At 73.6% G+C, this 26,827-nt stretch carries 27 protein-coding genes and 1 tRNA gene; 12 read left to right on the forward strand and 16 right to left on the reverse strand.

Going from position 1 to position 26,827, the window contains the following annotated elements; genetic code table 11:
- Window positions 1–58 precede the first annotated feature (58 nt).
- A complete protein-coding gene (locus tag ACTFAP_RS06485) occupies window positions 59–1,345 on the reverse strand; it encodes a glycosyltransferase family 4 protein (RefSeq protein WP_500468448.1) in 1,287 nt (428 codons plus the stop codon).
- A gap of 204 nt (window positions 1,346–1,549) precedes the next feature.
- Between ACTFAP_RS06485 and ACTFAP_RS06490 the strand changes: the two genes are divergently transcribed.
- Window positions 1,550–3,013 (forward strand): SCO2321 family membrane protein, encoded by a 1,464-nt coding sequence (locus tag ACTFAP_RS06490; protein WP_500468449.1) that lies wholly within the window; start codon window positions 1,550–1,552, stop codon window positions 3,011–3,013.
- 2 nt (window positions 3,014–3,015) lie between these two features.
- On the forward strand, window positions 3,016–3,615 hold the full coding sequence (locus ACTFAP_RS06495) for an SCO2322 family protein (protein WP_500468450.1): 600 nt from the start codon (window positions 3,016–3,018) through the stop codon (window positions 3,613–3,615).
- A 45-nt stretch (window positions 3,616–3,660) separates the two neighbouring features.
- Here ACTFAP_RS06495 and ACTFAP_RS06500 read toward each other — a convergent pair whose 3' ends face one another.
- Window positions 3,661–4,710 (reverse strand): zinc-binding dehydrogenase, encoded by a 1,050-nt coding sequence (locus tag ACTFAP_RS06500; protein ID WP_500468451.1) that lies wholly within the window; start codon window positions 4,708–4,710, stop codon window positions 3,661–3,663.
- A 91-nt stretch (window positions 4,711–4,801) separates the two neighbouring features.
- Here ACTFAP_RS06500 and ACTFAP_RS06505 point away from each other — a divergent pair, with 91 nt between their 5' ends.
- Window positions 4,802–5,359, forward strand: coding sequence for a TetR/AcrR family transcriptional regulator (locus ACTFAP_RS06505; protein WP_500469420.1), 558 nt, complete (start codon window positions 4,802–4,804; stop codon window positions 5,357–5,359).
- 104 nt (window positions 5,360–5,463) lie between these two features.
- Here the strand turns inward: ACTFAP_RS06505 and ACTFAP_RS06510 are convergent, their stop codons facing one another.
- Entirely contained in the window at window positions 5,464–6,252 is a 789-nt protein-coding gene (locus ACTFAP_RS06510) for a peptidoglycan-binding domain-containing protein (RefSeq protein ID WP_500468452.1), read from the reverse strand.
- Between the two features lie 393 nt (window positions 6,253–6,645).
- Here ACTFAP_RS06510 and ACTFAP_RS06515 point away from each other — a divergent pair, with 393 nt between their 5' ends.
- Complete coding sequence (locus ACTFAP_RS06515) at window positions 6,646–8,688, forward strand: MDR family MFS transporter (protein ID WP_500468453.1); 2,043 nt, start codon at window positions 6,646–6,648, stop codon at window positions 8,686–8,688.
- Between the two features lie 132 nt (window positions 8,689–8,820).
- A complete protein-coding gene (locus ACTFAP_RS06520) occupies window positions 8,821–9,516 on the forward strand; it encodes an HAD-IA family hydrolase (RefSeq protein WP_495683795.1) in 696 nt (231 codons plus the stop codon).
- Here the strand turns inward: ACTFAP_RS06520 and ACTFAP_RS06525 are convergent.
- Window positions 9,495–10,076 carry a TMEM165/GDT1 family protein gene (locus tag ACTFAP_RS06525; RefSeq protein WP_495683796.1) on the reverse strand — a complete coding sequence of 194 codons (582 nt, stop codon included), beginning with the start codon at window positions 10,074–10,076 and terminating at the stop codon, window positions 9,495–9,497. The two genes, ACTFAP_RS06520 and ACTFAP_RS06525, sit on opposite strands and share 22 nt — an antisense overlap.
- A gap of 223 nt (window positions 10,077–10,299) precedes the next feature.
- Window positions 10,300–10,854, reverse strand: coding sequence for a superoxide dismutase family protein (locus ACTFAP_RS06530; protein ID WP_500468454.1), 555 nt, complete (start codon window positions 10,852–10,854; stop codon window positions 10,300–10,302).
- A gap of 299 nt (window positions 10,855–11,153) precedes the next feature.
- On the opposite strand from ACTFAP_RS06530, the gene ACTFAP_RS06535 reads away from it, so the two are divergent.
- Entirely contained in the window at window positions 11,154–11,798 is a 645-nt protein-coding gene (locus ACTFAP_RS06535; RefSeq protein WP_500468455.1) for a DedA family protein, read from the forward strand.
- Between the two features lie 47 nt (window positions 11,799–11,845).
- Here the strand turns inward: ACTFAP_RS06535 and ACTFAP_RS06540 are convergent, their stop codons facing one another.
- Together ACTFAP_RS06540 and ACTFAP_RS06545 are read right to left on the reverse strand one after the other, a co-directional pair.
- Window positions 11,846–12,664 carry an SAM-dependent methyltransferase gene (locus ACTFAP_RS06540; RefSeq protein WP_500468456.1) on the reverse strand — a complete coding sequence of 273 codons (819 nt, stop codon included), beginning with the start codon at window positions 12,662–12,664 and terminating at the stop codon, window positions 11,846–11,848.
- Between the two features lie 97 nt (window positions 12,665–12,761).
- Entirely contained in the window at window positions 12,762–13,352 is a 591-nt protein-coding gene (locus tag ACTFAP_RS06545) for a CGNR zinc finger domain-containing protein (RefSeq protein WP_500468457.1), read from the reverse strand.
- A 77-nt stretch (window positions 13,353–13,429) separates the two neighbouring features.
- Between ACTFAP_RS06545 and ACTFAP_RS06550 the strand changes: the two genes are divergently transcribed.
- The gene (locus tag ACTFAP_RS06550) at window positions 13,430–14,605 is read left to right on the forward strand and encodes an MFS transporter (RefSeq protein WP_500468458.1); all 1,176 of its coding nucleotides are present in this window, start codon (window positions 13,430–13,432) and stop codon (window positions 14,603–14,605) included.
- Window positions 14,606–14,851: 246 nt separating this feature from the next.
- On the opposite strand, the gene ACTFAP_RS06555 is transcribed toward ACTFAP_RS06550, so the two are convergent.
- From ACTFAP_RS06555 to ACTFAP_RS06565, 3 genes are all read right to left on the reverse strand, one after another.
- A complete protein-coding gene (locus tag ACTFAP_RS06555; RefSeq protein ID WP_390116760.1) occupies window positions 14,852–14,950 on the reverse strand; it encodes a nucleotidyltransferase domain-containing protein in 99 nt (32 codons plus the stop codon).
- Complete coding sequence (locus ACTFAP_RS06560) at window positions 14,947–15,477, reverse strand: hypothetical protein (RefSeq protein WP_500468459.1); 531 nt, start codon at window positions 15,475–15,477, stop codon at window positions 14,947–14,949. The genes ACTFAP_RS06555 and ACTFAP_RS06560 overlap by 4 nt, the downstream gene beginning before the upstream one ends.
- 96 nt (window positions 15,478–15,573) lie before the next feature.
- Window positions 15,574–15,645 (reverse strand) — tRNA-Val (locus ACTFAP_RS06565).
- Window positions 15,646–15,788: 143 nt separating this feature from the next.
- Here ACTFAP_RS06565 and ACTFAP_RS06570 point away from each other — a divergent pair.
- The 4 genes from ACTFAP_RS06570 to ACTFAP_RS06585 are packed head-to-tail and all read left to right on the forward strand — an operon-like array spanning window position 15,789 to window position 18,866.
- Window positions 15,789–16,556, forward strand: a complete 768-nt coding sequence (locus ACTFAP_RS06570) for a DUF4097 family beta strand repeat-containing protein (RefSeq protein WP_500468460.1) — start codon at window positions 15,789–15,791, stop codon at window positions 16,554–16,556.
- 35 nt (window positions 16,557–16,591) lie between these two features.
- Complete coding sequence (locus ACTFAP_RS06575) at window positions 16,592–17,962, forward strand: hypothetical protein (RefSeq protein ID WP_500468461.1); 1,371 nt, start codon at window positions 16,592–16,594, stop codon at window positions 17,960–17,962.
- A 9-nt stretch (window positions 17,963–17,971) separates the two neighbouring features.
- The gene (locus ACTFAP_RS06580; RefSeq protein ID WP_030726385.1) at window positions 17,972–18,205 is read left to right on the forward strand and encodes an FmdB family zinc ribbon protein; all 234 of its coding nucleotides are present in this window, start codon (window positions 17,972–17,974) and stop codon (window positions 18,203–18,205) included.
- 31 nt (window positions 18,206–18,236) lie between these two features.
- The gene (locus tag ACTFAP_RS06585) at window positions 18,237–18,866 is read left to right on the forward strand and encodes a DUF4383 domain-containing protein (RefSeq protein ID WP_390116750.1); all 630 of its coding nucleotides are present in this window, start codon (window positions 18,237–18,239) and stop codon (window positions 18,864–18,866) included.
- On the opposite strand, the gene ACTFAP_RS06590 is transcribed toward ACTFAP_RS06585, so the two are convergent.
- Genes ACTFAP_RS06590 through ACTFAP_RS06600 form a run of 3 tightly spaced genes read right to left on the reverse strand, consistent with a single transcriptional unit; the run spans window position 18,814 to window position 23,236 of the window.
- Window positions 18,814–19,665, reverse strand: a complete 852-nt coding sequence (locus ACTFAP_RS06590; protein ID WP_451748630.1) for an HAD family hydrolase — start codon at window positions 19,663–19,665, stop codon at window positions 18,814–18,816. The genes ACTFAP_RS06585 and ACTFAP_RS06590 overlap by 53 nt on opposite strands.
- Entirely contained in the window at window positions 19,662–22,064 is a 2,403-nt protein-coding gene (locus tag ACTFAP_RS06595; protein ID WP_500468462.1) for a phosphoribosyltransferase, read from the reverse strand. Before ACTFAP_RS06595 ends, ACTFAP_RS06590 begins: the two co-directional genes overlap by 4 nt.
- Window positions 22,061–23,236 (reverse strand): HpcH/HpaI aldolase/citrate lyase family protein, encoded by a 1,176-nt coding sequence (locus ACTFAP_RS06600; protein WP_390116743.1) that lies wholly within the window; start codon window positions 23,234–23,236, stop codon window positions 22,061–22,063. The genes ACTFAP_RS06595 and ACTFAP_RS06600 overlap by 4 nt, the downstream gene beginning before the upstream one ends.
- A 111-nt stretch (window positions 23,237–23,347) precedes the next feature.
- Here ACTFAP_RS06600 and ACTFAP_RS06605 point away from each other — a divergent pair, with 111 nt between their 5' ends.
- Entirely contained in the window at window positions 23,348–24,013 is a 666-nt protein-coding gene (locus tag ACTFAP_RS06605; protein ID WP_500468463.1) for a TerD family protein, read from the forward strand.
- A gap of 10 nt (window positions 24,014–24,023) precedes the next feature.
- Here the strand turns inward: ACTFAP_RS06605 and ACTFAP_RS06610 are convergent, their stop codons facing one another.
- From ACTFAP_RS06610 to ACTFAP_RS06620, 3 genes are read right to left on the reverse strand one after another with little or no spacing between them, the layout of a single operon-like run.
- Window positions 24,024–24,671, reverse strand: coding sequence for a hypothetical protein (locus ACTFAP_RS06610; RefSeq protein ID WP_500468464.1), 648 nt, complete (start codon window positions 24,669–24,671; stop codon window positions 24,024–24,026).
- Entirely contained in the window at window positions 24,668–26,464 is a 1,797-nt protein-coding gene (locus tag ACTFAP_RS06615; RefSeq protein ID WP_500468465.1) for an alpha/beta hydrolase, read from the reverse strand. The genes ACTFAP_RS06610 and ACTFAP_RS06615 overlap by 4 nt, the downstream gene beginning before the upstream one ends.
- Window positions 26,461–26,793 carry a hypothetical protein gene (locus ACTFAP_RS06620; protein ID WP_400009446.1) on the reverse strand — a complete coding sequence of 111 codons (333 nt, stop codon included), beginning with the start codon at window positions 26,791–26,793 and terminating at the stop codon, window positions 26,461–26,463. The genes ACTFAP_RS06615 and ACTFAP_RS06620 overlap by 4 nt, the downstream gene beginning before the upstream one ends.
- Window positions 26,794–26,827: the final 34 nt, after the last annotated feature.

A 26,827-nucleotide genomic window follows, 5' to 3' on the forward strand; every position in this document is an offset into this window, starting at 1 on the left:
CTCCTTCGGCTGTGGTTCTGTGCGATCAATCCCTGATCGGGTCAGGATCGGGACCGGGTCAGGCGGTGACGGCGGCGCGGTAGCGCTCGACCGTCCCGATGGCGGCCTGCCGCCAGGTGAAACGGGCCAGCACACGCTCGCGTCCCGCGGCGCCGATGCGGGCCCGCAGGTCGCGGTCCGCCAGCAGCCGGCCGAGGGCGGCGGCGAGCGCGCCGGCGTCGCCGGGCGGTACGGCCAGGCAGGTCTCGCCGTCCGTACCCGCGACCTCGGGGATGGCGCCGCCGGTGGTGGCGACCAGCGGGGTCCCGGTGGCCATGGCCTCGGCGGCGGGCAGCGAGAACCCCTCGTACAGGGAGGGCACGGCGGCGATCTGGGCGCCGCGCACCAGGTCACCGAGTTCGGTGTCGCTGATGCCCTTGACGAACTCGACGGCGCCGCCGCCCTGCTCGAAGCCGAAGCGGTCCATGGCCTCGGCCACCGGGCTGCCGGCCGGGGGGCGCGAGCCGACCACCACCAGGTGGGCGGTGGGGTGTTCGGTGCGGACCTTGGCGAGCGCTTCGATGAGGTGGACCAGTCCCTTGAGGGGGACGTCGGCGCTGGAGGTGGTGACGATGCGTCCCGCGATCTCGGGGACGGCCGGGTCGGGGTGGAAGACGCGGGTGTCGGCGCCGATGGGCACCACCCGGACCCGGTCTGGGCGGACCCCGAGGTCGTCGATGATCTGCTGCCGGGAGGAGCCGGAGACGGTGACGACGGACGGCAGCCGGCGGGCGACACGTTTCTGCATGCGCGTGAAGCCGTACCAGCGGCGCAGCGACATGCGGCGGCCCCGGGTGGGGGCGGCGGCCAGTTCCAGGCGGCGGTCCACGGTGATGGGGTGGTGGATGGTGGTGACCAGCGGCAGGCCGAGGCGTCCGGGCAGTCCGAGCAGTCCGTAGCCGAGGGTCTGGTTGTCGTGCACCACGTCGAAGTCGGCGGCGCGGGCGGCGAGGGCGCGGCGGGCGCGCAGCGAGAAGGTGAGCGGCTCGGGGAAGCCGCCGGTGCGCATGGTGGCGACTTCCAGGCGGTCGATCCAGTCCCGGTACTCGTCGCGGCGCGGACTGCGGAACGGGTCGGGCTGCCGGTACAGGTCGAGGCTGGGCAGCGGGGTGAAGGTGACGCCCTCGCCGAGGGAGTCGAGTACGGGGTAGGGCTGGGCGCCCATGACTTCGACCCGGTGGCCGAGCGCGGCGAGTTCGCGGGAGAGGTGCCGCACGTACACGCCCTGGCCGCCGCAGAAGGGGTTGCCCTTGTAGGTCAGCAACGCGATGCTCAGTGGGCGGTCCACGCCTGCCTCTGCGGTCACGCCCGGCCCCCTCGGTCAAGCGGCTACTCACGGGTAAGTCACAAGGTTCCGGAGAAACATAGCCTGCCCACCAGGAACGGGTCGTAGCCGGGGAAGGTGATGAACACCACGTGCCGGCCCGTGAGTGGGGCGCGGACGTGCGGGAAAGCGGCTGAAACCGGGCGGATAGAGTGGGCCGACCGTCCGCAGAAAGGCATAGCGCAGATGCATCTCCCGCGCCGCGGCGCCCTGGCCCTGGCCGGCGCCGCCGTGATCGCCCTGACCACACCGTGGGGTGCCGTCGCCGCGCCCGCTGCGGACGACGCCCTCCCGGACGCGCTGTTCGGCTCCGCCGACCCGTCGTACGACGGGGTGTGGCGGCAGTCGGTGGCGCTGCTCGCCCAGGACGCGGCGGGCTACACGCCGGCGCCCGAGGCCGTGGAGTGGCTGCTGCAACAGCAGTGCGCGGACGGCTCGTTCCTGTCCTACCGGGCCGATCCGGAGGGCGAGGCGTGCGCCGATGTGACGCTGGCCGACTCCAACGCGACGGCGATGGCGCTCCAGGCGCTGGCCGCGCTCGGCGGCCACGACGAGGCCGTCGCCGGAACGGTGAACTGGCTGACCGGGGTGCAGAACGCGGACGGCGGCTGGAGCTACAACCCGGGCGGCGCCAGCGATGCCAGCTCCACCGCCGTGGTGGTCTCGGCGCTGGCGGCGGCGGGCACGGACCCGGCGGAGGTCGTACGGGGCGACGCGAGCCCGTACGACGCGCTGGCCGGGATGCAGCTGGGCTGCACCGCGCCGGCCGCCGAGCGCGGCGGGTTCGCCTGGCAGCCGGACCCGGACTCGGGCGCGCTGATGGTGAACGACGCGGCGACGGTGGACGTGGTGCTGGCCCTGCAGGGCGCCGGGCTGCTGGTGACGCCGAGCACGCCGGCGGAGGGCGACGCCCCCGGCACCGACACCCCGCCGGTGGCGCTGGAGTGCGACGGCGGAGAACCGGTCGCCGAACTCACCCCGCAGACGGCCGCGTCGGCGGGCGCCGCCTACCTCACCGCCCGCCTGGAGGCGGGCGACCAGCACCTGGTCACGGCCTTCCCCGGCGCGGAGGAGCAGCCGGACTTCGGCTCGACCGCCCGTACGGTGATCGCCCTGGCGGCGGCCGGGCACAGCGAGTCGGCCGAGGCCGTTCTCGACTGGCTGCGCGAGCACCACGGCGGCTGGGCCGACTACGCGGTGAACCCGGCGGCGGTGGGCACCCTGGTGCTGGCCGCGCACGCGACGGGCGCGGCCCCGGAGAGCTTCGGCGGGACGGACCTGATCAGCGAGCTGTCGCTGCTCGGCCCGGCCCCGGACGGCGCGGGGATGGCCACCGACCCGGCCTCGTCCACGGAGGACAGCGGCTCCGGCTCGCTGGTGTGGGTGCTGCTGATCGGTCTGGCCATCGGCATCGGCATCGGCGTGGTCATGAGCATGCGGCGCAAGGCCGCCCCCGCACCGGCGCCTGCGCGGACCGCGCCGGCGGAGCCGGATCAGGAGCAGGAGCAGGCCGGGCAGGAGCAGGCCAAGGAGCAGGCCGAGCCCGAGCGGGAGCAGCCCGAGCAGGGCCGGGCCGAGCCGGAGCCCAAGCAGGAGAAGCCCGAGCCGCCCGCGCCGGAGAAGGACGCACCGAAGAAGGACGAGGAGTAACGGTGCGGCGCGCGCTGGCGCTGTCCGCCGCCCTGCTGCTCCTGCTGTGCCTGCCCGCCAAGGCGTGGGCGGCGAGCTACGCCTACTGGTCGTTCTGGCAGTGGGACGCGGGCTCGGGCAGCTGGGCGTACGCGGCGGAGGGGCCGGGCACGGCGCGCGTCGCCGAGGGTGATGTGGTCGGTTTCCACTTCACGACCAGCGAGAACGCGACGGCCGCGCCGCTCGCGCCGCGCGGCGCGACCGAGCACGCGGAGATCTGCCCCGGCAATCCGGCCGGGGTGGCGGTGGTCATCGACTTCGGCACGGCGGACGGCGCCCCGGACGCCCGTACGGCGTGCGCCCCCGACGCGGCGGGGACGACGGCCGCCGCCGCCCTGGCGGAGGTGGCCGAGCCGCTGCGCTACGCCTCCAACGGCATGCTGTGCGGCATCACCGGCTATCCGGAGACCGGCTGCGGTGAGGCGGCGCCCGCCGCGAGCGAGGACGCCGCCGGCGAGAGTGACGACGGCGCCTCACCGCTGCCGATGATCGCGGCGCTGTCCGCGGTGGCGGTGCTGGCGGTGGCCGGCCTGTGGCGCACCCGCCGCCGCGACCGCTCCTGACCCGGCGCCGGTCCGTACCAACCGGCGTCCGCGCCTGTACGGACCTCAGGGCCGCATGACGATCTTTCCCACGTGCCCCCTGCGGGCGAGTTCTTCCTGCGCCTGAGCGGCCTGCTCCAGGGGGAAGGTCGCGGCGATGACGGGCTGGATCTCCGCCCGGCGCGCCAGGTCCATGAGGAGGCCGAAGTGCGTGGGCGTGTGCATCGCGGAGCCGATGACCTGGGCGTTGTGCAGGTAGAGCCGGCGTACGTCGAAGGCCACCGCGTAGCCACCGAGCGCTCCGGCGATGACCCACCGGCCCCCTTCGCGCAGCAGCGGCAGCCCGTCGCCGACCAGGTCGCCCGCCACCACGTCGAGTGCGACGTCGATGCCCTGCGGGGCGGCGGCGCGAATCTGCCCGGTGATGTCTCCCGCGCGGTCGATGACGTCGTGCGCGCCCGCCTCGCGTACCGCGTCGATCTTGGTTCCGCTGCTGATGGCGATCACCCTGGCGCCGCGCGCACGGGCGATCTGCACGAGCGCGATACCCACCCCGCCGGACGCTCCGGAGACCAGCGCGGTCTCGCCCTCGCGCAGCCGGCCCCGTTCGATCATGCCCAGCGCCGTGCCGTAGGCGGTCGGCAGCGTCGCGAGTTGCTCGTCCGTGAGCGGGGATTCCGTCACGTCGTGCACCCGCTTCGCCGGCGCCGTCACGTACTCGGCGTATCCGCCGTCGCGTTCGCTCCCCATCAGGCCCACCGGGTTGGCGTCCGGCCCCTCGGTGTCGTAGATCGCGGGGTCGACGACCACCCGGCGCCCCACGAGATCCCGCGGTGCGCCGGTCCCGACGGCCACGACCCGGCCGGCCACGTCGGCGCCCTGGATGCGCGGGAAGTCGATGGGGCCTCGCCAGCCCGACAGCGCCCCGGGGTCCTCCGGGCGGCCATAGGCACCCTCCCGCGTCCACAGGTCGGTGTTGTTCAGCGCCACCGCGCCGACCCGGACCAGCACCTCCCCCTCCTGCGGGGCGGGGACGGCGACCTCCGCCGGTTCAAGGACCTCGGGCCCTCCGTGCCTGGTGATGCGCACCGCTCGCATGACGTCCGACGCACTCATCGCTTGAACCTCCTCAGGTATACTGATCTGTGAACTTCTCCCACCGTACACCGTTCTGTGAAGGGGGCCCGTCGTGGCGGAAACGCAGCCCATGACACCGGCCGGCCGCCGCATTCTGGCAGCCGCGGAGGAGCTGTTCTACGACCGTGGCATCACGGCGGTCGGGGTGGATCTGATCGCCGAGCACTCCGGCGTGACCAAGCGGACGCTGTACAACCGGTTCGGTTCGAAAGAGCACCTCGTGGCCGCCTACCTCACGGAACGCGACCGGCGCTGGCGGGCACACGTCCGGGCCGCCGTCGACGCCTGCGACACTCAGGCCGAGGCCGTCACCGCCCCCTTCGAGGCCCTGCGGACCTGGAGCGAGACCCACACCCGCGGCTGCGCCTTCATCAACGCGCTGGCGGAGCTTCCGGACCCGTCGCATCCCGCGCACCGCGTCGCCGCGCACCAGAAGCTCTGGCTGCGGAACCTGTTCGCGGAACTCGCCACCGCGGCGGGCTGCTCGCGCCCGGCCACCCTCGCCACCCAGCTCCTCGTGCTGCACGAGGGCGCCGTCGCCACGCAGCCCCTCTCGCTGGACTGTCTTCCGGAGACCACCGAGCTGGCCCGCGCCCTGGTGCGGGCGGGCACATCGCCCGGGCGGTAGAGCGCCGTCGGCAGGATGCCGCCGGTCGGCGGGTCCGGTCTCGGGCGGGCCCGGTACCCGCGGTCACCCGGCGCACAACGGCCCCGGCGCGGGGCGGCCGGGCCCTATACGGCTGTGTGGTGCTCCAGCGACTGGCGGGTGTTCACGCCGTACACCCCCCACTCGTCCCCCTGCACGCCGTACGCCATCTGGAAGCGGGCCACCGCGTCCGCCGTCCGTTCGTCGTACGTACCGTGCGCGGGCCCGTCGTAGATCCAGCCCAGTTGCAGGAGCCGCTGCTGGAGCTCCACCACCTGCTCCCCGGTGTCGCCCTCCCGCAGCACGCCGCCCGGCGGGTCGGGTGAGGGCAGCGGTTCGGAAGGGAGTGTCTCCTCGGGTTCCTCCGGCTCCTGCGGGGCGGGCGGCGGGGAGGGCTCGGCGGGCGGCGACGGTTCGCCGGTCTCCGTGACCGGCGGGGGCTGGGGCACCGGCGCGCTGCCGTCGTCCGCGTCCAGGCCGGTGTCGGCGCCGTTCCCGGTGTCCGCCTCCGCACCCGTCCCGGGGGAGGGCGAGGGCGGCGGCGCGGGGGGGCCGTAATCCCACCGGTCACCGCCGTCGGGCAGTACACCGCCGTCCGGCAGCGGATCGCCGTCCGGCAGGGAGATCATCGGGCCGTCCTGGCTCTTGTCCAAAGCCTCGTTGGTGCGGCCCTGCCCGCCCATCAGCGAGGCGGCCAGCGCGGTGCAGCCCACCACCGCCGCCGCCATCGCCCCGCCGGCGGCGGCGACCGCCCGGGTGCGCTGCTTGGGCTTGCGGTGCGTGCCCTGGGCCCGGGTCTCCGGGGTGGCCTGCAGGGGCACCCGCAGCAACGCGCGGCGCTGCTGGGGCGGGGACTCGACCGAAAACAGCGCCACATCGGCCGGATCGGGACCGGTGACGGAGGACGGTACGGGACGTGACAGCGAGTGTGTGAGACAGCCGCAGGCGGGCTCCCCCGTGGGTTCCGCCGGGCGTCCGCATATCAGGCAGTCGGCGTCCTGGGACATCGCGCCACCCTTCCCGGTCGATTGGCAGCGATTATGCACCACCCGTACGAGTGATGCCCGTCTCTCGTTCAACAAGCCAGCACCCGAATTTACGGACAAGATGGTGCAGAACGAATCGAACACCGTAGCTGTCCGTTACAAGCACTCATACGTCCGTGCCCAAAAGGGCAGTCGGCCCCTTCTGCCCCTCCCACCCCTTCCCACCCCTTCTCCCCCTCTCTCCCCCACTCCCCCACCCCCCGCGAGGAGGCGACGCCCCGTATGACGGCGCAGCCCGCGACACCCGCCGATGCCGGCCCTCCACCGCCGCCCGAGCCGGAGGCCCGCTCCCGTGCCGCCCTGTGGCTCTCACTCGGCACGCTCATGCTCGGGCTGTTCCTCGCGGCCCTGGACCAGACGATCGTGGCCACCGCCCTGCCGACCATCGTCAGCGACCTCGGGGGCCTGAACCACCTCTCCTGGGTGGTCACCGCCTACCTCCTCGCCTCCACCGCCGGTACGCCGCTGTGGGGCAAGCTCGGTGACCAGTGGGGACGCAAGAAGCTGTTCCAGCTGGCCATCGTGATCTTCCTGATCGGCTCCGCGCTGTGCGGCCTCGCCCAGAACATGGGCGAGCTGATCGCCTTCCGCTTCTTCCAGGGCCTGGGCGGCGGCGGGCTGATCGCGCTGTCGATGGCGATCGTCGGCGACCTCGTACCGCCGCGGGACCGTGGCCGCTACCAGGGCCTGTTCGGCGCCGTCTTCGGCGCCACCAGCGTGCTCGGCCCGCTGCTGGGCGGCTTCTTCGTCGACCGGCTCTCCTGGCGCTGGGTCTTCTACATCAACGTCCCCGTCGGCGCCGTCGCCCTCGTGGTGATCGCCCTCGTGCTGCACCTCCCGGCCCGCCGCAGGCGCCACACCATCGACTACGCGGGCACCTTTCTCGTCGCCGCCGTCGCCACCTGCCTGGTGCTGATCGCCTCGCTCGGCGGCTCCACCTGGGCCTGGGCCTCCTGGCAGATCGCCGCCGTCGCCGTACTCGGCCTCGTCTGCCTGGCCCTGTTCATCCGGGTCGAGGGGCGCGCCGCCGAACCCGTCCTGCCGCTGTCCCTCTTCACCATCCGCACCTTCTCCCTGTGCTGCGGCATCGCGTTCATCGTCGGCTTCGCGATGTTCGGCGCGATCACCTACCTGCCCACCTTCCTCCAGGTGGTGAAGGGCATCTCACCGACCCTCTCCGGGGTCCATCTGCTGCCGATGGTGCTGGGCCTGCTGTTCACCTCGACGCTCTCGGGGCAGCTCATCAGCCACACCGGCCGCTGGAAGATCTACCCCGTGATCGGCACCGCGGTCACCGCGCTCGGGCTGATCCTGCTCCACAACCTCAGCCCCTCCAGCAGCACCTGGGAGACGAGCCTGTACTTCCTCGTCTTCGGCATGGGCATCGGCGGCGTGCTCCAGGTGATGGTGCTGGCCGTCCAGAACTCCGTGGGGTACGAGAACCTCGGCGTCGGCACCGCCGGCGTCACCTTCTTCCGCTCCATCGGCGCCGCCTTCGGCGTGGCGGTGTTCGGCACGATCTTCACGCGGCTGCTCGGCGACAAGCTCAGCGCCGATCTGCGCGGCGTCCCCCTGCCGCCCGGCGTCAGCCGCGACACGCTGCTCCACGACCCGCGCGGCATCGCGCTGCTCCCCGACGGGCTGCGCACCAACGTCCTGCACTCGTACTCCTCCGCCATCACCAGCGTCTTCCTGTACGCGGTGCCGGTGATGGCGATCGGCTTCGTCCTGGCCTGGCTGCTGCGCGAGGAGCCCCTGCGGCGCAGCGTGCAGGCGCCGGACGCGGCGCAGACGGTGCCGCCCACCCCGGTGGTGCGCTCCTCGCGCGACGAGTGCGCCCGCGCGCTGTCCCGGCTGGGCAGTTACGCGGGCCGGCGCGAGGTGTACGAGAACGTGGCCCGCCGTTCGGGCACCGGCCTGGAACCGGCGGCCTGCTGGCTGTTGCTGCGCATCCACCGCGACGGCCGGGCCGAACCCGCGCTGCTCGCGGACCGGCACGCGGTCCCGGTCGAGGTCATCACGCGGGCCGCCCGCACCCTGGAGGAGCGCGGCGAGGCGGTACGGGAGGGCCTGGATCTGCACGCGACGACGCGGGGGCGGGCGACGACCGCCGCGCTGGTGCGGGCCCAGGAGGAGGAACTCGCCGCACTGCTGGGCGACTGGTGGGGTCCGGGCCGCCCGCACGATCTGGAGGTGCTGGTGCGGGAGCTGTCGGCCGAGCTGGGAGCGGCGAACGGCGACTGGCCGGGAGGTGAACACCGATAACGGTACGGGGGTGGGCTGGCGGTGACCGGGCTCCGTTTTGTATCGTGGGAAAACAAAGTGGTTCCGCCCGCTCCCCGACCTTGCGGGCGGGGCCACTGGGTTTTGTGCTGTCCGCTGTTTGGAGCTCTCGCGATGCCGACCGCCGTACTCACCGCCCGCGCCCTTCTGCTGGACATGGACGGCACCCTGGTGGACTCGGACGCGGTGGTCGAACGGCTGTGGCGGGCCTGGGGCGAGGAGCACGGAGTGCCCTTCGAGCAGGTCCTGCGGGTCGTCCACGGGCGGCAGGGGTACGCCACCATGGCGGAGTTGCTGCCGGAACGCCCGATGGAGCTGAACCACGCGGACAACGCGCGGATGCTCGCCGCCGAGACCAGCGACGTCGAGGGCATCGTGCCGATCCCCGGCGCCCACCGCTTCCTGGCCGCCCTGGAAGCCGCCGCCCTGCCGCACGCCCTGGTCACCTCGGCCGATCTGGCACTCGCCACCGCCCGGATGACGGCGGCCGGGCTGCGCATCCCGCTGCCCCGGATCACCGCCGAGTCGGTCAGCGCCAGCAAGCCGGACCCGGAGGGCTTCCTCAAGGGCGCCGCCGAACTGGGCATGGCGCCGGCCGACTGCGTCGTCTTCGAGGACTCCGCCGCCGGCATCGCGGCCGGCCTGGCCGCCGGGATGCGCGTGGTGGGGATCGGCCCGCGGGCCGCCGCCCACGGGCCGACCGTGGCCGTACCCACCCTGGAGCACGTGACGGTCGACCCGCTGCCGGGTGGTGAGGGCCTCACCCTCACGCTCCTCGTCGAGGACGCTCAGCCGGCGATCGCCTCGTAGAAGCTCCAGGCCGCCAGCACCAGCATCACGCACGCCGCGATGCGCGTGATCAGCCGCATCGGCACCCGCTTGAGCAGCGCCCGGCCGCCCAGGATGCCGATCCCGGCCACCGCGCACAGCGCCGCGAACGCGCCGATGCCCACCGACAGCCAGTCGTCGTACCGGGCCGCCAGGTTGGCGGTCATGATCTGGGTGAGATCGCCGAACTCGGCGACCAGGATGAGCATGAAGCCGGAGCCCGCGACCTTCCAGAAGGACGCGCTCGAAGGCTCCTTGATCTCCTCGTCCTCCTCCGCCTTGCTGCGCAGCAGATAGAGCCCGCCGCCCAGGAACAGCAGGCCGACGACAGCCTGGAGCGGGCGCTGCGGCAGCAGGGTGAGCACCGAACCGGCCGCCACCGCCAGCACCACATGGATGGCGAAGGCGGCGGCGACCCCGGCGAAGACGTAGGACGCGCGGAAGCGGGTACCCAGCAACAGACCGGCGAGTGCGGTCTTGTCGGGCAATTCGGCCAGGAAGATGACGCCGAAGACCACGGCGGCGGTAGACAGGGAGAACACGGGATTCCTCGTGAGGGTGAATCGGACGGGCCGACGGCCGTGCCGAGGAATCCGCGGGAGAGCGCACGCTTCGGCACGGCAGCGTCATGGACACTGCTGGCCGAAGGTCTCGCTGGCGGACGCTCACGCGTCCGCTCCGGGCGCCGGGCCCCGAGGAGCCAGTATGTCGACGGTCCGGCGAAGAGCTACTCCCCTTCAGACGCCTCCACTGTACGCGACACCCTCAGCCCGTGAACGCGACCGTGAGGCACGCCACCCTGCCGCCCGCGTCCCCGTGCTCCCCGGTGGCGTGCTCGTGCAGCACCAGGGAGTTGGCCTCGCCCGGCCGGAACACCCACGTGTGCCGGGAGACCGCCGTGCCCCGGCCCGCCGAATCGGCGGTGAAGTCCAGCCACACCTCGTTGCCGGGATTCGCCGCCTCGGGGTCCTCGCTCGGCACGTTCTGGTAGTGCGGACCGGAGTCAGCCGGATCGTCCCCGCACGGCGACTCGTGCACATGGGCCCCGAAGGTGTGCCCCGGCAGCACCCCGCGCACCTCCAGTTCCACCGTCATCGCCTCGCCCGTCACCCGCTGCACCACCTCGATCCGGGCACCGGCGGGCACCAGGTCCTCGTCGTACGTCAGCGCGTCACGTTCCGCCCCCTGGCCGGGCGGGACGACGTACCCCCACGCCCGCAGCCAGTGCGCCCCGTCACCCCCGGCGCGCGCCTGCGCGACGCCCGTGCCCGCCAGCGTCAACACCATCGCGGGGGCCAGCGAGCGCGCCAGCGCGCGCATCCGCGGCCCCTTCCGCACACCACTGGTCCCCGTGCTCCGCACACCCATGTCCGTTCTCCTCACACGCCGCTGCGCATAGCCCCTCACCTGGGGCGTTTCCACACGATGCCCCCCTTGGGAGCGGGGCGCCCGCCGTACGCACCCGCGTGCACCGGCTGGATGACGCGGGCGTACGCTGTACGGCGGTACGTGTACGCACGACATGGGGAACGACCGTGCACAGGAATGCGTCACTATCGAGAACATCCAGCGACGAGGACGGCTGACGGCCCAACGGCTGCGCGGGGAGCGGGGAACACGTGTTGGAGACCTTGGGGGTCCTGCTCTACGCCCCGTGGATCTACCTCGTCGTCGTGCTGTTCATCCTGCTCGACGTGTTCGTCCCGGTGCTCCCCAGCGGCGCCGTCGTGGTCACCGCGGCGACCATCGCGGGCGGTACGGCCATGGACGTGGCGGGCCTGCCGGCCCCCAACCCCGGAGCCCATCTCCCGCAGCTGGCCCTGCTGATGCTGTGCGCGGCGACCGCCTCGTTCCTCGGTGATCTGTGCGCCTACCGGCTCGCCCTGCACGGCGGACGCCGCTTCGACACCGCCATCGCCCGCTCCCGCAGGCTCTCCAGCGCCCAGGTACGGCTCGGCTCGGCCCTGGCCAGGGGCGGCGGTTCGCTGGTCATCCTGGCGCGCTTCGCCCCCGCCGGGCGGGCGGTGGTCTCGCTCGGGGCCGGCGCCACCCGCCGCCGGGCCAAGGACTTCCTGCCGTGGTCGGCGCTGGCCGCCGTGGTGTGGACCTGCTACAGCGTCGGCATCGGCTACCTCGGCGGCCAGATCCTGGGCGCGAGCTGGATCAGCACCGGCCTGTCGCTGCTGGCCCTGGCGGTGGCGGGGGCGGTGGCCGTCCGGCTGCTGCGTCCGGCCCCCGCGCAGCCGGCGCCCGCCACCGCGTAAGCACCGGGGCGGCACCGGCCCCGCGCCGCACCGCGCCCCGCCGCCGGTCAGGCGAGCCGGCCGACGCCTCCGTACCAGGACACATCGGCGTGGTCGGGCCGCTCCTCCTGGGGCACCTCGGGCCGCCAGTCCGAGACGACCTGCACCCCGGGCTCGATGATCTCCAGCCCCTCGAAGAACTCCGTGAACCGCGCCTTGTCGCGCAGCGTCAGCGGCACGCCCTGGGCCCGGTAGGCGCGCTGGACGCCCATGGCCGCCTCGGGGGCGATGTCGGCGGTGGCGTGCGACAGGATGAAGTGACTGCCGGAGGGTACGGCGTCACGCAGCGTCCGCACGATCGATTCCGGCTTCTCCTCGTCACCGACGAAGTGCAGGACGGCGACGGCCAGGACGCCCACCGGCTCGCTGAAATCGATGAGTTCGCGGGTGCGCGGGTGGTCGAGTACCGCGCGCGGGTCGCGGGCGTCGCCCTGGATGACGGCCGTGCGCTGGTCCTGGGCGAGCATGGCGCTGCCGTAGACAAGCACGATCGGGTCGTTGTCGACGTAGACGACGTGTGAGGTCGGGTCGTGGCGCTGGGCGACCTGGTGGACGTTCTCGGCGGTCGGCAGCCCCGAGCCGAGATCGATGAACTGCCGTATGCCCGTCTCGCGCACCAGGTACTGGACGGCGCGGCCGAGGAACTTGCGGTTCTCCCGGGCGGCGGTGCGCAGCAGCGGAAAGGCGGTCAGCGCCTTCTCGGCGGCTTCGCCGTCCACGGTGTAGTGGTCCTTGCCGCCCAGCAGATAGTCGTACATCCGGGCGGCGTGCGGCTGATCCGTGCGCAGGTCGACCGGACCACCCGTCTCGTCGTTGAGCTCTGCCACTCCGGCTCCTCACTCCGTCATTGGTTAGTCAACTCCGAGCAGACTAACGGTGCTTCGCCGTAGGGGTTTGCGGGCCATTCGAAGGAACGGTGAATGCTCACCGCATACGGCGGCGGTGCGCGGCGACCCGCTCGCGGGAGGCGCAGGCCGGGGAGCAGTAACGGCGGGGGCTGCCGGGGCCGGTACCGAGGAAGAGGGTGCCGCAGCGCGGCGAGGCACACGTGCCCCAGGCGGCGCGGCCGTACTCGCTGAGAACCTGGGCCAGGGCGAGGGCGCTGGAGGCGAGAAACCAGTCCGCCCAGCCGGCGTCGTCGTCCCGGTCGACGTGCAGGTGCCAGGGCTGCCCGTCGTGCCGGGAGAGGCGGGGGCGGGCACCGCAGTCGGCGAGGAGGCGATTGAGGGCCTGGCCGGCGCGGTCGGTACGGGCGTCGGAATCGGGGACGGCGTCCGCGCCGGGGTCGGGGTCGGGGTCGGGGTCGGTCAACACCTCGTCCAGGAGCCGCTGGACGGCGGCGCGCAGGGCAGCCGCGTCATCCTCGCCGAACGCTTCCCCGGCGACATCGACGGGCCGCTCCCCGTGCCGTACCAGCAGTTCCGCGAGCGCGTCCCGGGAGAGGTCGGGAGTGGCGCGTACGGCGTCGGCGAGATCGATCGCCCGCTGGGCGGGCCGGAACCCCTGCTTGACCATGGCCCGAGTGTAACGTCTTATAGACACAAGGCGCTACAGAGCTGCTGAGCGACAGAGCCACCGGGGGGAGCCGCCGCATGTCCCGCTATCTGACGACGGCGTTCCTGGCCCGGCTGGCCGAGGAGGGCATGGCGGTCGCGCTCGCCCTGCTGGCGCTGCACCGCACCGGCAGCGCCGCCCAGGGAGCCTTCGTCCTGACGGCCTGGATGGCGCCGCACGTACTCGCCGCGCCCCTGGTGGGCGCGCTGCCGGCCCGCTGGTACGGGGCGGCGCTGGGGATCTTCGCGGCGGCGATCGCCGCCCTGGCGGTGACCGTGGGGCACGCGCCGCTGCCGCTGACCGCGGCCATCGCGGTGGCGGGCGGCAGTTGCGGCCCCGTGGTGGCCGGCGGCCTGTCCAGCCTGGTCGCCGGGCTCGCTCCGGCCGGCCGGGACCGTACCCGCGCCTACGGTCTGGACGCGACCGTCTACAACGCCGCCTCGGTGGCCGCCCCGGCGACGGTGGGTGTGCTGGCGGCACTCGCCGGCCCGGGCCGGGCCATGCTGGCGCTGGCGGCCTCCGCCGCCGCGGCGGCGGCCCTGCTGACGACGGCGGTGCGGCAGCCCCCGTCGCCCGCCCGCACGCCCCCGCGCGCCGGACTGATGGCGGGCATGACGGCGGGCGTGACAACGCTGTGGCGGGTCCCGCAGCTGCGGGCCGTCACCGCGGCCACCTCCCTGGCCTTCCTCGGTGTGGGCGGACTGACCACCACCACCGTGCTGCTCGCCGAGGAGCGGGCGTTCCCCGGCGGCGGCAGCCTACTGATGACGGTGTTCGCCCTCGGCGCCCTCGCCGGTGCGCTGGCCACCGCCCGGCTGCGCCGCCCCGTACCGCCCGCCCGGCTGGTCACGATGGCACTGGCCGGCACCGGAGTGGCCCTGGGCACGGCGGCGTTGGCGCCGTCACCAGTGCTCTGCCTGCCGCTGTACGCGCTCGCGGGGCTGTGCGACGGCCCGCTGCTGAGCGCCACCCTCCGCATCCGCGCCGACCACGCCCCGGATCACCTCCGCGCCCAGGTCTTCACCCTGGGCGCCGGACTGAAGATCACGGCGGCGGCCTGCGGCGCGGCCCTGGTGGGCCTGCTGGCGGCCGTCCCACCGGCACTCCTGCTGACGTGGGCGGCCACCCTCCACCTGGCCGCCGCCGCCCTCCACATCCACCTCGCCCGCCGCACCTCCCCGACCGGCACCGTGCCGGGCGGCACGACGGCGTGAATGGGGCCGGGGCGCGAGATCGCCGACGGGCCGGACGGAGCCGGAGGCGCACGGCGCCCCGGCCGGCGGAAACCGGCACCCGCTCCTGGGCACCGGGCCCGATGGACGGATCGTCCCGATGCGGCACCACCTCGGACAGCCCTCACCCCGCCTGCCGCCCGCACCACCTCCGTCTCCCGTCAGCCGGGGCGGTGCGACGGCCCGTCACAGCGGTTCCGTCGGACACGCAGACAGGTGGCCGGGCGCTCAGAAATACGTGTCGATGCCCCATCCGCCGCCGACCCAGGCCTCGGCGCCGGCCGCCCGCAGCAGCGCCAGGATCTCCCGTACGTCCGCGCCGTTCACCGTCGCCCCGGCAGCAGGATCAGCCCGGCCACGGCGGCCAGGAACCAGCCCAGCGGCAGCATGGTCATGCTGCCGAACACGGAGGCGAGCAGCGCGAACGGCACCGCGAGCGTCAGCACGACGACGGCGGCGCGCCGTACGACTCCGCCCCCGGCCCACTCGGCGCGCAGCGGGCCGGACCGCCGCCACAGCATCCACAGCCCCAGCGCGCCGGGCACAGCGGCGAACAGCAGGAAGGGCAACGGCGGTCGGGGCATGGCGGAGGTGACCGCGCCGTCCGGGCCCGCGAGTTCGACCAGGCCCACCACCAGGACGACCGGTCCCATGAGGCCGAAGAAGCCGGCGACCAGCCGCGGCACCGGGTAACCGGCGAACGCCGGTACCGGCCGCCGGCCGAGGCCGAACGGCATCGAGCGCCGCGACATCAGCTCAAGACGGCGTGCCGCGTCGCGGAAGTCCGTGGCGACGATCCAGCCGAACGCGGTCGCCGTCAGCCCCCACATCACCGTGAACAGACCACTGTTCATCGCCCGGCCCTCCCCTTCTCCCGGACCCCGGGCACCACACACCACGAAGCCCCGCCCCCCACACGGGAGGACAGGGCCGGGTCGTGAACACGAGAGTGGGTGCAGACGGGTTCGAACCGCCGACATCCGCCTTGTAAGGGCGGCGCTCTACCGCTGAGCTATGCACCCGTGGATGTGCAACAGCGTACATGGCCGACCATGGTGGGGTTAGCCATACCCGGCTTCGGCCGGGCAGCAGGATTACCAGGTGGCGGCGCCGTTTCTAGCGTTGCGGTGTCCTTGTTCACCGCACCGCCCGCAGGAGTCCCACCGTGCGCCGCGCCCTTCTTCCCGTCACCGTCCTCGCCGCCGGAACCGCCGCTGTGCTGGCGGGTCTCACCGGCTGCTCCCAGCAGACGCACGACGGTGCCGCCGAGCACGCCGCCTTCGGTGTCGAGGGCGGCACGCTCACCGTCGAGGCGGGCGGCAGCGACGTCCGGCTGGTGCCCGACCCCGGGCTGAGCGGCGAGATCGGCGTCACCCGCTGGTTCACGGCGAGCAAGGTGAGCGGCACCACCGACGCCGGCTGGGAGATGGACGGGGACACCCTGACCCTGCGCGTCACCTGCGACGGGTTCATCACCACCTGCGACATCCGGCACGAGATCACGGTGCCCGCCGATCTCGCCGTGACCGTGCGCGGATCGAACGGCGCCATCGAGGCCGCCGGGTTCTCCGTACCGCTGGATCTGGAGTCGGACAACGGCAGCGTCACCGTGCGGGACGTCAGTGCCCCTTCGCTGCGGCTGGCCTCGCACAACGGGAAGGTCCGCGGCTCCGGGCTCGATGTGCCGCTGATCACCGCCGAGACCCACAACGGCGGCGTCACCCTCGCCCTCACCGCCGTGCCGCAGGAGGTCGCCGTCACCTCCCACAACGGGGGTGTCGATCTCACCGTCCCGGCCACCGGGACGTACCGCGTGGACACCGACACCCACAACGGATCCGTCGACGTGGACGCCCCGCACAGCGCCGACGCCGCCGCCCGGATCGGCGTCAGCACCCACAACGGGGCCATTTCCGTTCACGGCTCTGACTGACCTGGGCATGTTCTGTCCCCACTCCTGATGAAAGAATGACGGAAGTCGTGGAGTGGGGAGAGTGCAGAGTGAGGGCGACGCGTACCGCGAAGGAACTTGCCGGGATCGCGCTGCTGCCGCTCGCGCTGCTGCCCGCCGTGGCACTCGCGCTCCCCGGGGCGTTCACCGGCGGCGGGGTACGGCGCTGGGGCCGGGGCCGGGTGGAGGATCTGCGGAACGAGGCGCAGGCCGCGCAGGACGAGACGGCCGCCGCCTTCTACGATCTCGACACCGCCCAGCGCGAGCTGCGGATCACCATCGAGACCATCACCGCCGCCGCCGACGACACGCGTCAGGCGGGCCGGGTGGCGTCGGACTTCGCCGCGTTCGGCGAGCGCATCGACCAGGTCAGCCACGAGTACATCCGCACCGTGGACTCCCACGACCTCGACAGCGAGGACCTGGACGCCGGCACCGCCTCCCGTGCCCGGCACGACTTCACCCGGGTCCGCGACGAGCTGCGCCGGGTCAAGTCCGATCTGGACCGGTTCGGCGAGAGCCTGGGCCCGCTGCTGGAGCGCGCCGAGAACCAGCTGCGCCAGGTCGCCCCCGCCGTGGAGGGCGCCAAGCGGGCACTGCTGGCCGCGACCTCCGCGCTGGACTCGGTACGCGAGGCCCGGCTGGCCGCCGATCAGCTGGCCACCGCGCTGGCCGCGCTCGGACCCGAGCTGCGGCTGCTGAACGAGGGCCCGGCCCAGCACGGCATCAAGCCGACCGTGCAACGTGCCGAGGACGTGCGGCGGCGGGCCGAGGCGATCACCGCGGAGGCCGAGCAGTTGCCCCGCCGGGCGGCCGGGATCGACAAGCGGCTGTCGTCGCTGCGCACCCGGGCGCAGGCGATCACCACCCGTGCCGGGCAGGTGGAGCCGGTGCTCAGCGAGCTGCGGCGCCGGTTCAGCGCGGCGTGCTGGCAGGATCTCCAGCGGGTTCCCGAGCAGGCGGCGGCCTCGGTGCGGGAGGCGGAGAACACGCTGCGTGACGCGCAGCGGGCGCGCGACGAGCAGCGCTGGGACGAGGCGACGGCGCGGCTGGCTGCGGTGCAGACGCTGCTGGGGCGCACCGATGAGTCGGTGTCGGCGGCCGGTGAGCGGCTGCGGCGGCTGAACGAGGTGTCCTTCGACCCGTCGAAGGAGGCCGAGCGCACCAGGTTCGCGATCCGGGACGGGCAGCGGCTGGCGATGAGTGGCCGGTCCATCCCGGACCCGCGGCACGCCGGGCCGCTGGACGCGGCGGTGGAGCGTCTTGACCGGGCGGTGGCCGCGCTGGAGGCGGGGGGCCGCAATCCCGACTACTGGCTGTTCCTGACCGAGATGGAGGCGGTGCGGGGCATGGTGACCTCCGTCGTGGAGGACATCCGGCGACGCTAGTCTGTGGCCATGCCGCGTTATGAGTACCGCTGCCGCAGCTGTGGCACCCAGTTCGAGCTGAGCCGTCCGATGGCCGCGTCCGGTGATCCCGCGGTGTGTCCGGCCGGGCACGAGGACTCCGTCAAACTCCTGTCGACCGTCGCGGTCGCCGTCGCCGGGGGTACGGGTTCCCCGGCCGCCGCGGGCCCGGCGCCGGCCGCCGGTGGCGGCGGTGGCTGCTGCGGGGGCGGCTGCTGCGGTTGATGCGTCCCGGTTCGGGGTCCATGGTGGAGAGATGGCCACTACGCATTCGCACGACCGGGTGCCCGAGGTCGGACTGCGGGGTCTGTTCCTGCGGGCCAGGCTCGATGAGCATCTGCCCGCCGACCGCCGCCTGAGCATGGTCTACCGGATCGGTGCCGGGCTCATGGGGGTGGCGCTGATCGTCTTCGGGGTCTTCGGCGTCATCCAGCGCATCGGTTTCTTCTCCACCGGGGACAACACCGTCGCCGGGCTGAACGGGAACGGCGCCCTGAGCTGGCTGTCCATCGCCGTGGGCCTGCTGCTGTTCGCCGGCATGATCAAGGGCGGCAATTTCGCCTCCACCCTCAATCTGGTGGTGGGCGTCCTGTTCGTCCTGAGCGGCTTCTACCACCTCGCCGTGCTCGAAACCAGCGCCAACTTCCTGGCGTTCCGCATCCAGAACGTCCTTTTCAGCTTCGTGGTGGGGCTGTTGCTGATGTGCTTCGGGATGTACGGGCGGGTCAGCGGCCGGCTGCCGCACGACAACCCGTACTGGCAGGCCCGGCATCCGGAACGGGCGGCCGAGGAGCGGCGGCTGCGCGAGGACGCCGCCGCCCGTCAGCACACCCTCAAGCAGCGCAGTGACGCGCGAACGCCCGGAGAATTTCCTCCCCACAGCTGACGCCGCGCCCCTCCAGGGCGGTGACGTGCGGGGCGCTCCAGCCGGTGTCGGCGAGTTCGCCGTGCCCGGGGCGCCAGCCGGTGTCGGCGGCCAGCAGCAGATCGGCGTCCAGCAGGGAGTCACCGGCGGCCAGGACCGTACCGGCCCCGGTGCGCCGCGCGATCTCGGCGACGGCGGCCGACTTGGTCAGCGGGCGCGGCACGGCGTACAGCTTGCGGCCCTGGAGCGAGACGGTCCAGCCGCGCGGCCCGGCCCAGTCGGCGAGTTCCTTGGCCCAGGTGTCGGGCAGCAGTTCGCGCTCGACGACGAGGTAGGTGAACAGGTCCTCGGCGTCCCGCACCTTGAGCAGCCACCGGGGGTCGGCGGAGCGGCGCAGATGGTCGCGTACCTCGGCCAGGGGGGCGCATTCGGCGGCCAGGGTACGGCGTACCTGGGCGTGCCAGTCCCAGTCGGTCTCGCCGTCCACCAGCAGATGTCCGCCGTTGGCGCAGATCGCGTACGGGGCGGGGCGGCCGGGGAAGCTGATGCGCCGGTACTGCTTGCGGGTGCGGGTGGTGGTCGGGACGAACACGGCGTGCGGCGCGGCGGTGAGCCGGGTCAGCAGCGCGGCGGCGGTCTCGGTGAGGAAGGACTGCGGCTTGCCCTGGTGGACCTCGACGCACAGCAGGCGCGGCGCGTCGGCGTCCGGCATGTCCAGGGCGAGGGCGGCGGGCGAGTAGATGAGGGTCCGGTCGAGGTCGCTGGCGATGAGCGTGGGGCCGCCGCCTGCGGTGTCGGTCCCGGTTCCGGTGCCGGTCATCGTGCTGCCTTTCCGTCGGCGCCGGTGGCGCCCTTGGTGTACCGGGGGTGGATCAGTCCGACGCAACTGTAGGGAAGGTCGTCGGTCTCCTCGACGGGGACGCCGCGCTGTTCGGCGAGCAGCCGGATGTGGTCGAGGTCGGCGCCGACCCCGCGCCGGGTGAGGACGCGCCACGGGACGCGGCGCAGCAGGACCCGGGTCGTCTCACCGACGCCCGGTTTGACGAGGTTCAGGTCGCCGATGCCGTACGCCTCGCTGATGCGTTCCACGGCCCGCCAGCCGGCCCAGGTGGGGGTGCGGTCGGCGGCGAGCAGTTCGGGTACGGCGCGCGCCACCTCCTCCGCCACGTGCGGGAACCGGTCGCTGACGGTGTCCAGGAAGTGCGCGGAGCGGTCGGCCCCGGCGAGTTCGGTGTAGTGCTTGGCGCCGTGGAAGTCGTGCGAGCCGATCAGGTCGGCGCGCAGCACGGTGCGCGATATCAGCCCGGAGACGGTGGAGTTGAGGCAGGCGGAGGGGATGAGGAAGTCCTCGCGGGTGCCATAGGTGGACACGCAGCCGCCCGGGTCGGCGAGCACCGCCAGGGACGGGTCGAAACCGGGGAACGGGGCGAGGGCCTCGGTGAGTTCGCGGGTGATGGCGCCCTTGCCGGTCCAGGCGTCGACGAACACCACGTCGGCCGGGTCGTGGTGGGCGGCCAGCCAGCGCAGCGCCGTGGTGTCGATGCCGCGGCCGCGCACGATGGACACGGCGTAGTGCGGGAGTTCGAGGCCGTGCGCGTGCTGGGCCCAGCGGCGCATGAGGATGCCGACCGGGGTGCCGGCGCGGGCCAGGGAGACCAGGACGGGGCGGGGGCGGCCGGTCAGCACCATGTCGGTGACGGTGCCGACGGCGGCGGCGATCCGGTGGGCGGAGGCGTCGAGCGCGGTGTGGAACAGCCGCTGGTACTCGGCGCTCGGCTGGTACTCGACGGGCAGTGATTCGGCGTAGTGGGCGCCGCCGCTCTGGATGGCCTCCTCGCGTTCCTCGGTGGGCGCCTCCAGGGGGACGTCGGTGAGGTCCTTCAGCAGCCAGGCGACCTCGTCGGGGGCGTAGGAGGAAAAGGCGGGGCCGCGCAGCGGCGGGGCGGCGGCGGGGACGGTGGCCAGCAGCACGTGCGGGGTGTGGGCGGCGAGCCGGTCCAGCAGGCCGCCGGCCGCGTGCAGTTCGGGCCGGTCGGCGGGCGAGTCGGTGAGGACGACGACGGCGTCCCAGGGGCGGCCCGCGATGTTGTAGGCGTAGCGGGGCCCGGGGCCGTCGGCGGGGTCGTCGTGGGCGGGGAAGACGAGCCGGGAGCGGATGGCGTACCCGGGGTCGTCGACGGGCAGGACGGGCGAGCGGGTGGTGCTAGAGAACCGCACCTCGACGCCGGGCGCCCGGTCCTCCAGGGCGGCGGCCAGCCGCAGCGGGACGTACAGGAACTCCTCGGTGCCCAGCACCAGGACGCGTTCGGCGCCGGGCGGCAGGGCGGCGGCGAACTCCGCGGCGAGGCCGGGCAGCGCCCGCTCCAGGCGGCGCCGGTGCGCGGGGGTGAAGCCGTGCCGGCCGCCCTCGGGCAGCGCGTCGGGCCAGCTGGGGGTGAGGCGCCGTACGGTGCCGGTGCCGGTGGCGGGCGGTGCGACCGGGGCCGGCGCCGGGTCGTCCAGTTCGGCGACCAGGGCCCGGCCGCGCTCCAGGACGTCCTGGGGCAGCACGACTTCGCCGGCGGCCAGCGAGACGACGTCGACGGTGGCGCCGAGGGAGGCGGCGAACTTCTCCAGCGCCGCGCGGTCCTCCTCGGTGCGCAGATCGGCGAGCGCGGCGACGACATACCGCGCACGGGGCCGCAGCTGATGCAGGGCGGTGATGGTGTTGCGCACCGTGCGGCCGGTGGACAGTTCGTCGTCGACCAGGACCAGCGCGCCGTCGGCGGCCATCAGCGCCGGGTCGGCGGGCAGCACCAGATGGCCGGTGTGGTGGCTGTGTTCCTCCTCGAACCGCGCCTGGGCCACCCCGGGGACGTTACGGCGGGTGGAGTGCAGATACGTGACGCCGCCCTGCGCGCCGTCGCCCGCACCGCCGCCGATGCCGTCCGCGACGCAGTGCCCCAGCCCGGTGGCGGTCTCCGCGTACCCGAGCACCACGGCCACCGGCTCGTGTGCGCCCAGCAGCTCCCGTACCCGGCGGCCGAGTTCGAGCCCGGCGCCGTACACCACGCCCGGCCGCTGCGGCACGTGCTTGCCCAGGATCCGCGACACCAGCAGGTGCGCCCGCTTGGGGTTGCGCCGCACGGCCAGGCCCAGGTGCTCGCGCGCCGCCCCGCCCCGCAGCTCCACGCCGAGCCGGCGCGTCACCCACTCGCCGTTCCAGGTGGTTCCGGTCATTCGCCCTCGCCCTCCATGCCGGTGGCCAGCAGGTCGACGAAGTCGACGCCGTCCCTGGCCACGCCGAACACCTCGGCGCGGCGGATCGTCCGCTCGGCCCAGGCCCGGTGCGGCTTCACTTCGTTCATCTTGTTGGTGTAGGCGGAGCGCAGCACCCCGCCGCCGCTGGGGCCGGTGCGCAGGATGTCCGCCGCGTCGCTGAACTCCTCGTGGGAGACGACCGACAGGGCGTGCACGGGGGCCACGTGCGAGGGGTGGATGCAGGTCTTGCCCATCAGGCCGTTGGCCTGGTCGAGTTCGATCTCCTGGAGCAGCCCGTCCATGTTGTGCTCGATCAGCGATTCGCGCAGCCCCTCGGCGCGCCCGCTGAACGGACTGCGGCGCAGCTGCGGCTTGAACATCCGCTCCTGCGCCCGGAAGTACTCCCACACCGGCCCGGAGACGGTGTAGCCGGTGCCGTCGGCGCGGCCGAAGACGTTCACCACGTCCGCGATGACGGAGGCGACCAGGTGCACGTCGTAGGCGGTCATGTCGGGGGTGCGGCGCAGGCCGTACGCCGAGCAGAAGTCGGTGACGCCCAGCCGCACCGCGGGTATCCGTTCGCGGTACTTGTCCAGGACGCGGGCGGCGGCCGTCAGGTTCTCGGCGCGTGATTCGAGGTGGAGCAGTTCGGGCGACTCCAGGATGGGCATGGCGAGCAGCCGCCGTCCGCTCATCACCTCGGCGCCGGTGAGGGCTTCGAGGAAGGCGGGGCCGGCGGCGGCGGTGAACTTGGGCAGCACGAAGCCGGACAGCAGCCGTACCGCCGTACCGAGCCGGCTGGTGAGATCGGTGATCTGCTCGGGGGTGCGGACGCGTATGAACAGCAACGGCGGCTGATCGGCGGGGTCTTCGCGCTCCAGCCGGCCGAGCTGGCGCACCAGGTTCTCCTCGGCGCCGGGAACTTCCGCGTCGCTGATGGAGTCTTCAAGGCACAGGACCATGGACACCACTCCGGCGGCCTGCTGCTTGCGGATGTCCGAGGCGAGCCGGGGCCGGGTCGCGGGGCTGTAGAGCGTGGCGCCCAGGGCCGTGCCCAGCAGGCCCACGGGAGAGTTCAGGCTGAATTCGGCCGGCTCCTGATGGAAGAGGACGCGACGTTGCGCGGCCGATAGGTGCCCATAATGCCGCATATTTCACCCCGAACGGTCGATGTTTCCCGGTCACCCCATCGGCAGCACCGGATCTCGGCCATCGTAAGCGGGCCGTTGTTTCACCAGTGTGGCGGCAGGCAGGATTTCTGTATGACGCATGCGCTGGACAAGGGGGCCACCGTTCGGCTGCCGGTCACCTCGGTACGGGCGGTGCTGCGCTGGTCACCGCGCGGCTCCGGCGGGGCGGACGTGGAGCTGTCGGCGCTGCTGCTGGGAGGCACCGGCCGGGTGCGCTCGCCGGGCGACTTCGTCTTCTACAACCAGCCGCGGCACCCCACCGGTCTGGTGCGCAGACTGCCCAAGCGGCGGGACGGGCACGGGCTGCTGGCCACGGTGGAGGCCGAGCTGGCCCGGCTGGACCCGGCGGTGGGCCGGGTGGTGCTGGCCGCCTCGGCGGAGTCAGGCTTCGACGCCGCCAGGACGCATCCGCATCTGCTGCTGTACGGGGCCTCGGCCGCCGAGCCGCTGGCCCGGTTCACGCCCGAGCCGCGGCCCGGGGAGACGGCGGTGATCTGCGGCGAGCTGTACCTCTCGGGCGGCAGCTGGAACTTCCGGGCCTCGGGGCTCGGCTTCCGGGGCGGACTCGTGGCACTGGCGGCGGAGTTCGGCGTCACGGCCGCCGCTCCCCCGCCCCCCGAGGACCCGCGCCGCCGGGCCGGCTACGGCTACCCGCAGCAGGCAACGGCCCCGCCCGCGCCGCCCGACCTCACCCTCCCGCCCCAGGGACCCCAGTTCCTGCCGCCCCGGCCGGGCTGACCTGACCGCCTCAGAACTCGCCGCGCGGCGACTCGCCCTCCGGGGTGCTGAAGCAGGCCGACTGGAGCGTGATCTGGAGTTGGGAGGCGTCGCCCCGGCCGGCCAGGGTGATGTCCGCGGCGAAGTGCAGGGCGTCGTTCTCCAGGAGGAGACGCGGGGAGCGGTTGGCGTTGGTGAGGACACCGTCCTCGACGACGGTCCAGCCCTGCGCCGGGAGGCCCTGCCGCAGCCGGTCCATGGCCTGCTCCAGTTCCTCGCGCGGCAGCCGGTGCAGGCCCCAGGCGTGGTACATCGTGAACAGCCGCTCGCGTTCGGGGTCCTCCTCGCACACGTCCACCCCGGGCCCCGGGTCGGTGACCGTCGCGCCGTCCGCCGGGGCGGCCAGCTCCAGCAGCCGCTCGGACAGCGCGCGGGTCTCCTCCCGCGCCGTCTCCACCGGCTTCTCCGCGACCGGCGCCGCGCCGTCGCCCGCACCCTCGCCCGGCGCGGCCCCGTGCGCTCCGTGCTCGCTCTGCCCGTCGTGCCCGTCGTGCCCGTCGTTCGTCGTCATGGTCGCGCCGCCGCATCCCGTGGTCAGTGCTGTCAGTGCTGTCAGTATCGCCAGTACGGCGGTGGCCGGGGCCGCCGGGCGCCGCCGCCCCCGTACCCCCGGGCTCATCCGAGCTCCACATCGTCGTACCGGCCCGCGATCACCCGCGACTGATTGCGCAGGCTCAGGGAGTTCTCGTCCCAGTAGGCGCTGTGGCCCGTGGAATCGTTCGCCATGATATGCGCGCCGAACTGCTCGTCCGAGGGGACATTCGGGATCACATCGGTCTTGAGGTAGGGGATGCCGTACCGGCCGGTCCCCACCCCCACATCGTTCTCGCCCAGGAACATCCGGCCCGCATTCGGCACCACGTCGTCGAAGGTGCCCGCCGCCATCGACCACACGTGGTCGCTGCCGACCCCCAGGTCCTTGGCGTAGGGCACCAGCATCCCGGGGCTGCCGACCGCCACGATGTCGTCGGTGGCCAGCCCGCCGTCGGAGCGCGCCGCCGCGCCCACCACCGTGCTGCCGTAGCTGTGCCCGATCACCGTCGTGTGGCCCGCGTCGGGGCCGCCGGCCGCGACCTCCAGGCCGGAGGTGAACTCCCGCAGCGCGGGCGCCCCCTCCAGCGCGTAGCCGCGGTCGGTGGCCGAGGGGATGATCTCGCCCTTCTCGAAGGGCATCGCGTTCTGCGGGGCGTCGTAGCCGAGCCACATGACGGTGGACACGCTCTCGCCCATGGCCGCCATCGTGCTCTCGCGCCACAGCCGGGTGCCGCGCACCAGGTCGCCCTCGATGTTCTCCAGCCGGGCGCCGGTCCCGGGGACGTACACAGCGGTGTGGTCGGCCAGATCGGGGTTGCCGACGGCGACGATCGCCCGGCCGTTGCCCTCCGTGCCGAAGCCGAGCAGGAACGTTTCGGGAAGTCCGTTGGTGCCGCCCGCCGCCAGCCGGTCCTGGATCGACTCCATGCCCCGCAACTGGCCCGCCAGCCGGTCGTGTTGGCGCTGCCACTCCTCGTGCGCCGGACCCCTGGCGGCCGGCTCCAGCGCCCGGTGGGCCTCCAGCTCGGTGGCGACCCTGGCCTGTTCGATCTCCAGCACACCGCGGTTCGCCCGGTCCCGCACGAGGGCGGGCAGCCCGTCCAGCGCCCCGACGACGGCCGGGAACAGCGCCAGATAGGTCTCCTGCTCCCGCTCGCTCAGCGCGTCCCACCACGCGGCGTTCTCCCGCGCCGGTGCACCGGCGGGGATGTCGTCCACCGACAGCAGTCCGGTGAGCGCGGCGCCCACGGTGCGCAGGTCCTCGCCCGCGTCGGCCCACATCGCCTCGGTGATCCGCAGGCCGGGTTCGACGACGAGAGCGGCCAGGGTCCGCGCGTACCGCTCGTCGACCTCCTCCGCCTGCCGCAGCGCGCGCCCGATGCGCTGGGCCAGGCCCTGCGCCGAGATGGCGTGCGGGCCGCCGATCAGGGCGCGCACCGAGTCCAGGTAGTCGACCAGCCGGCCGCCGCCCCCGCCGGTCGCGGTGCCGCCCTGCCAGCCGGGTTCGCCGTCCTCGCCCGCGATCGCCGGGAAGGTGACGGAGCCATCCTCGCCGACCGGGTAGCCGCGCTCGGCGGCCTCCTCCAGGGCGGAGCGCAACCGCCGCTGGGCGTCGGCCAATTCCTCGGCGAGGCCGCCCAGGGCGGCGCACACCAGGCCGGACTGGACGCGCGCGTACTCGCAGTTGTCGGCGAGCACGGTGACCCGGCCGAGCGCGGCGGTCACGGTCTCCCCCGACCGTTCGCGCAGCACGTCCGCCATCTCCTGGTCGACGAACTCCTTGGCCGTACCCGCCCAGGTGGTGAACTGCGACCAGTTCTCGGCCTCGGAGGCGAAGTCGGCCGGGCGGGCGGAGTTCAGCTGCGAGACGGTGATCACCGGGGCCCCGCCTCCTGCTCCAGGCGCGCGCCGAGCGCGGCGAACCCGGCCTGGATGTCGGCCTCGGTGGCCTCGAAGTTCCCGGCGGCGCTCACCAGGCCGTGCTCCATGCCGGACGCCTCGTCCCGTACGGTGGCCAGCCGCGCCTCCCAGCCGGCGCGCACCTCGCGCAGCCGGGCCACCGCCTCGAACCCGCCGCCGGGGGCGGCCCCTTCGCCCTCGGCGGTGCGCAGCAACCGCAGCAGCACGTCCAGATTCCCGGCGACCACGCCGGAGTTGATCGACAGGCCCCGCAACTCGCCCGGATCGACTTCCAGTCCGTTCGACAACGTCAGCTCCCCGCATCAGCCATTCGGCAGCAGG

This window comes from Streptomyces sp. PH9007 (assembly GCF_059813725.1).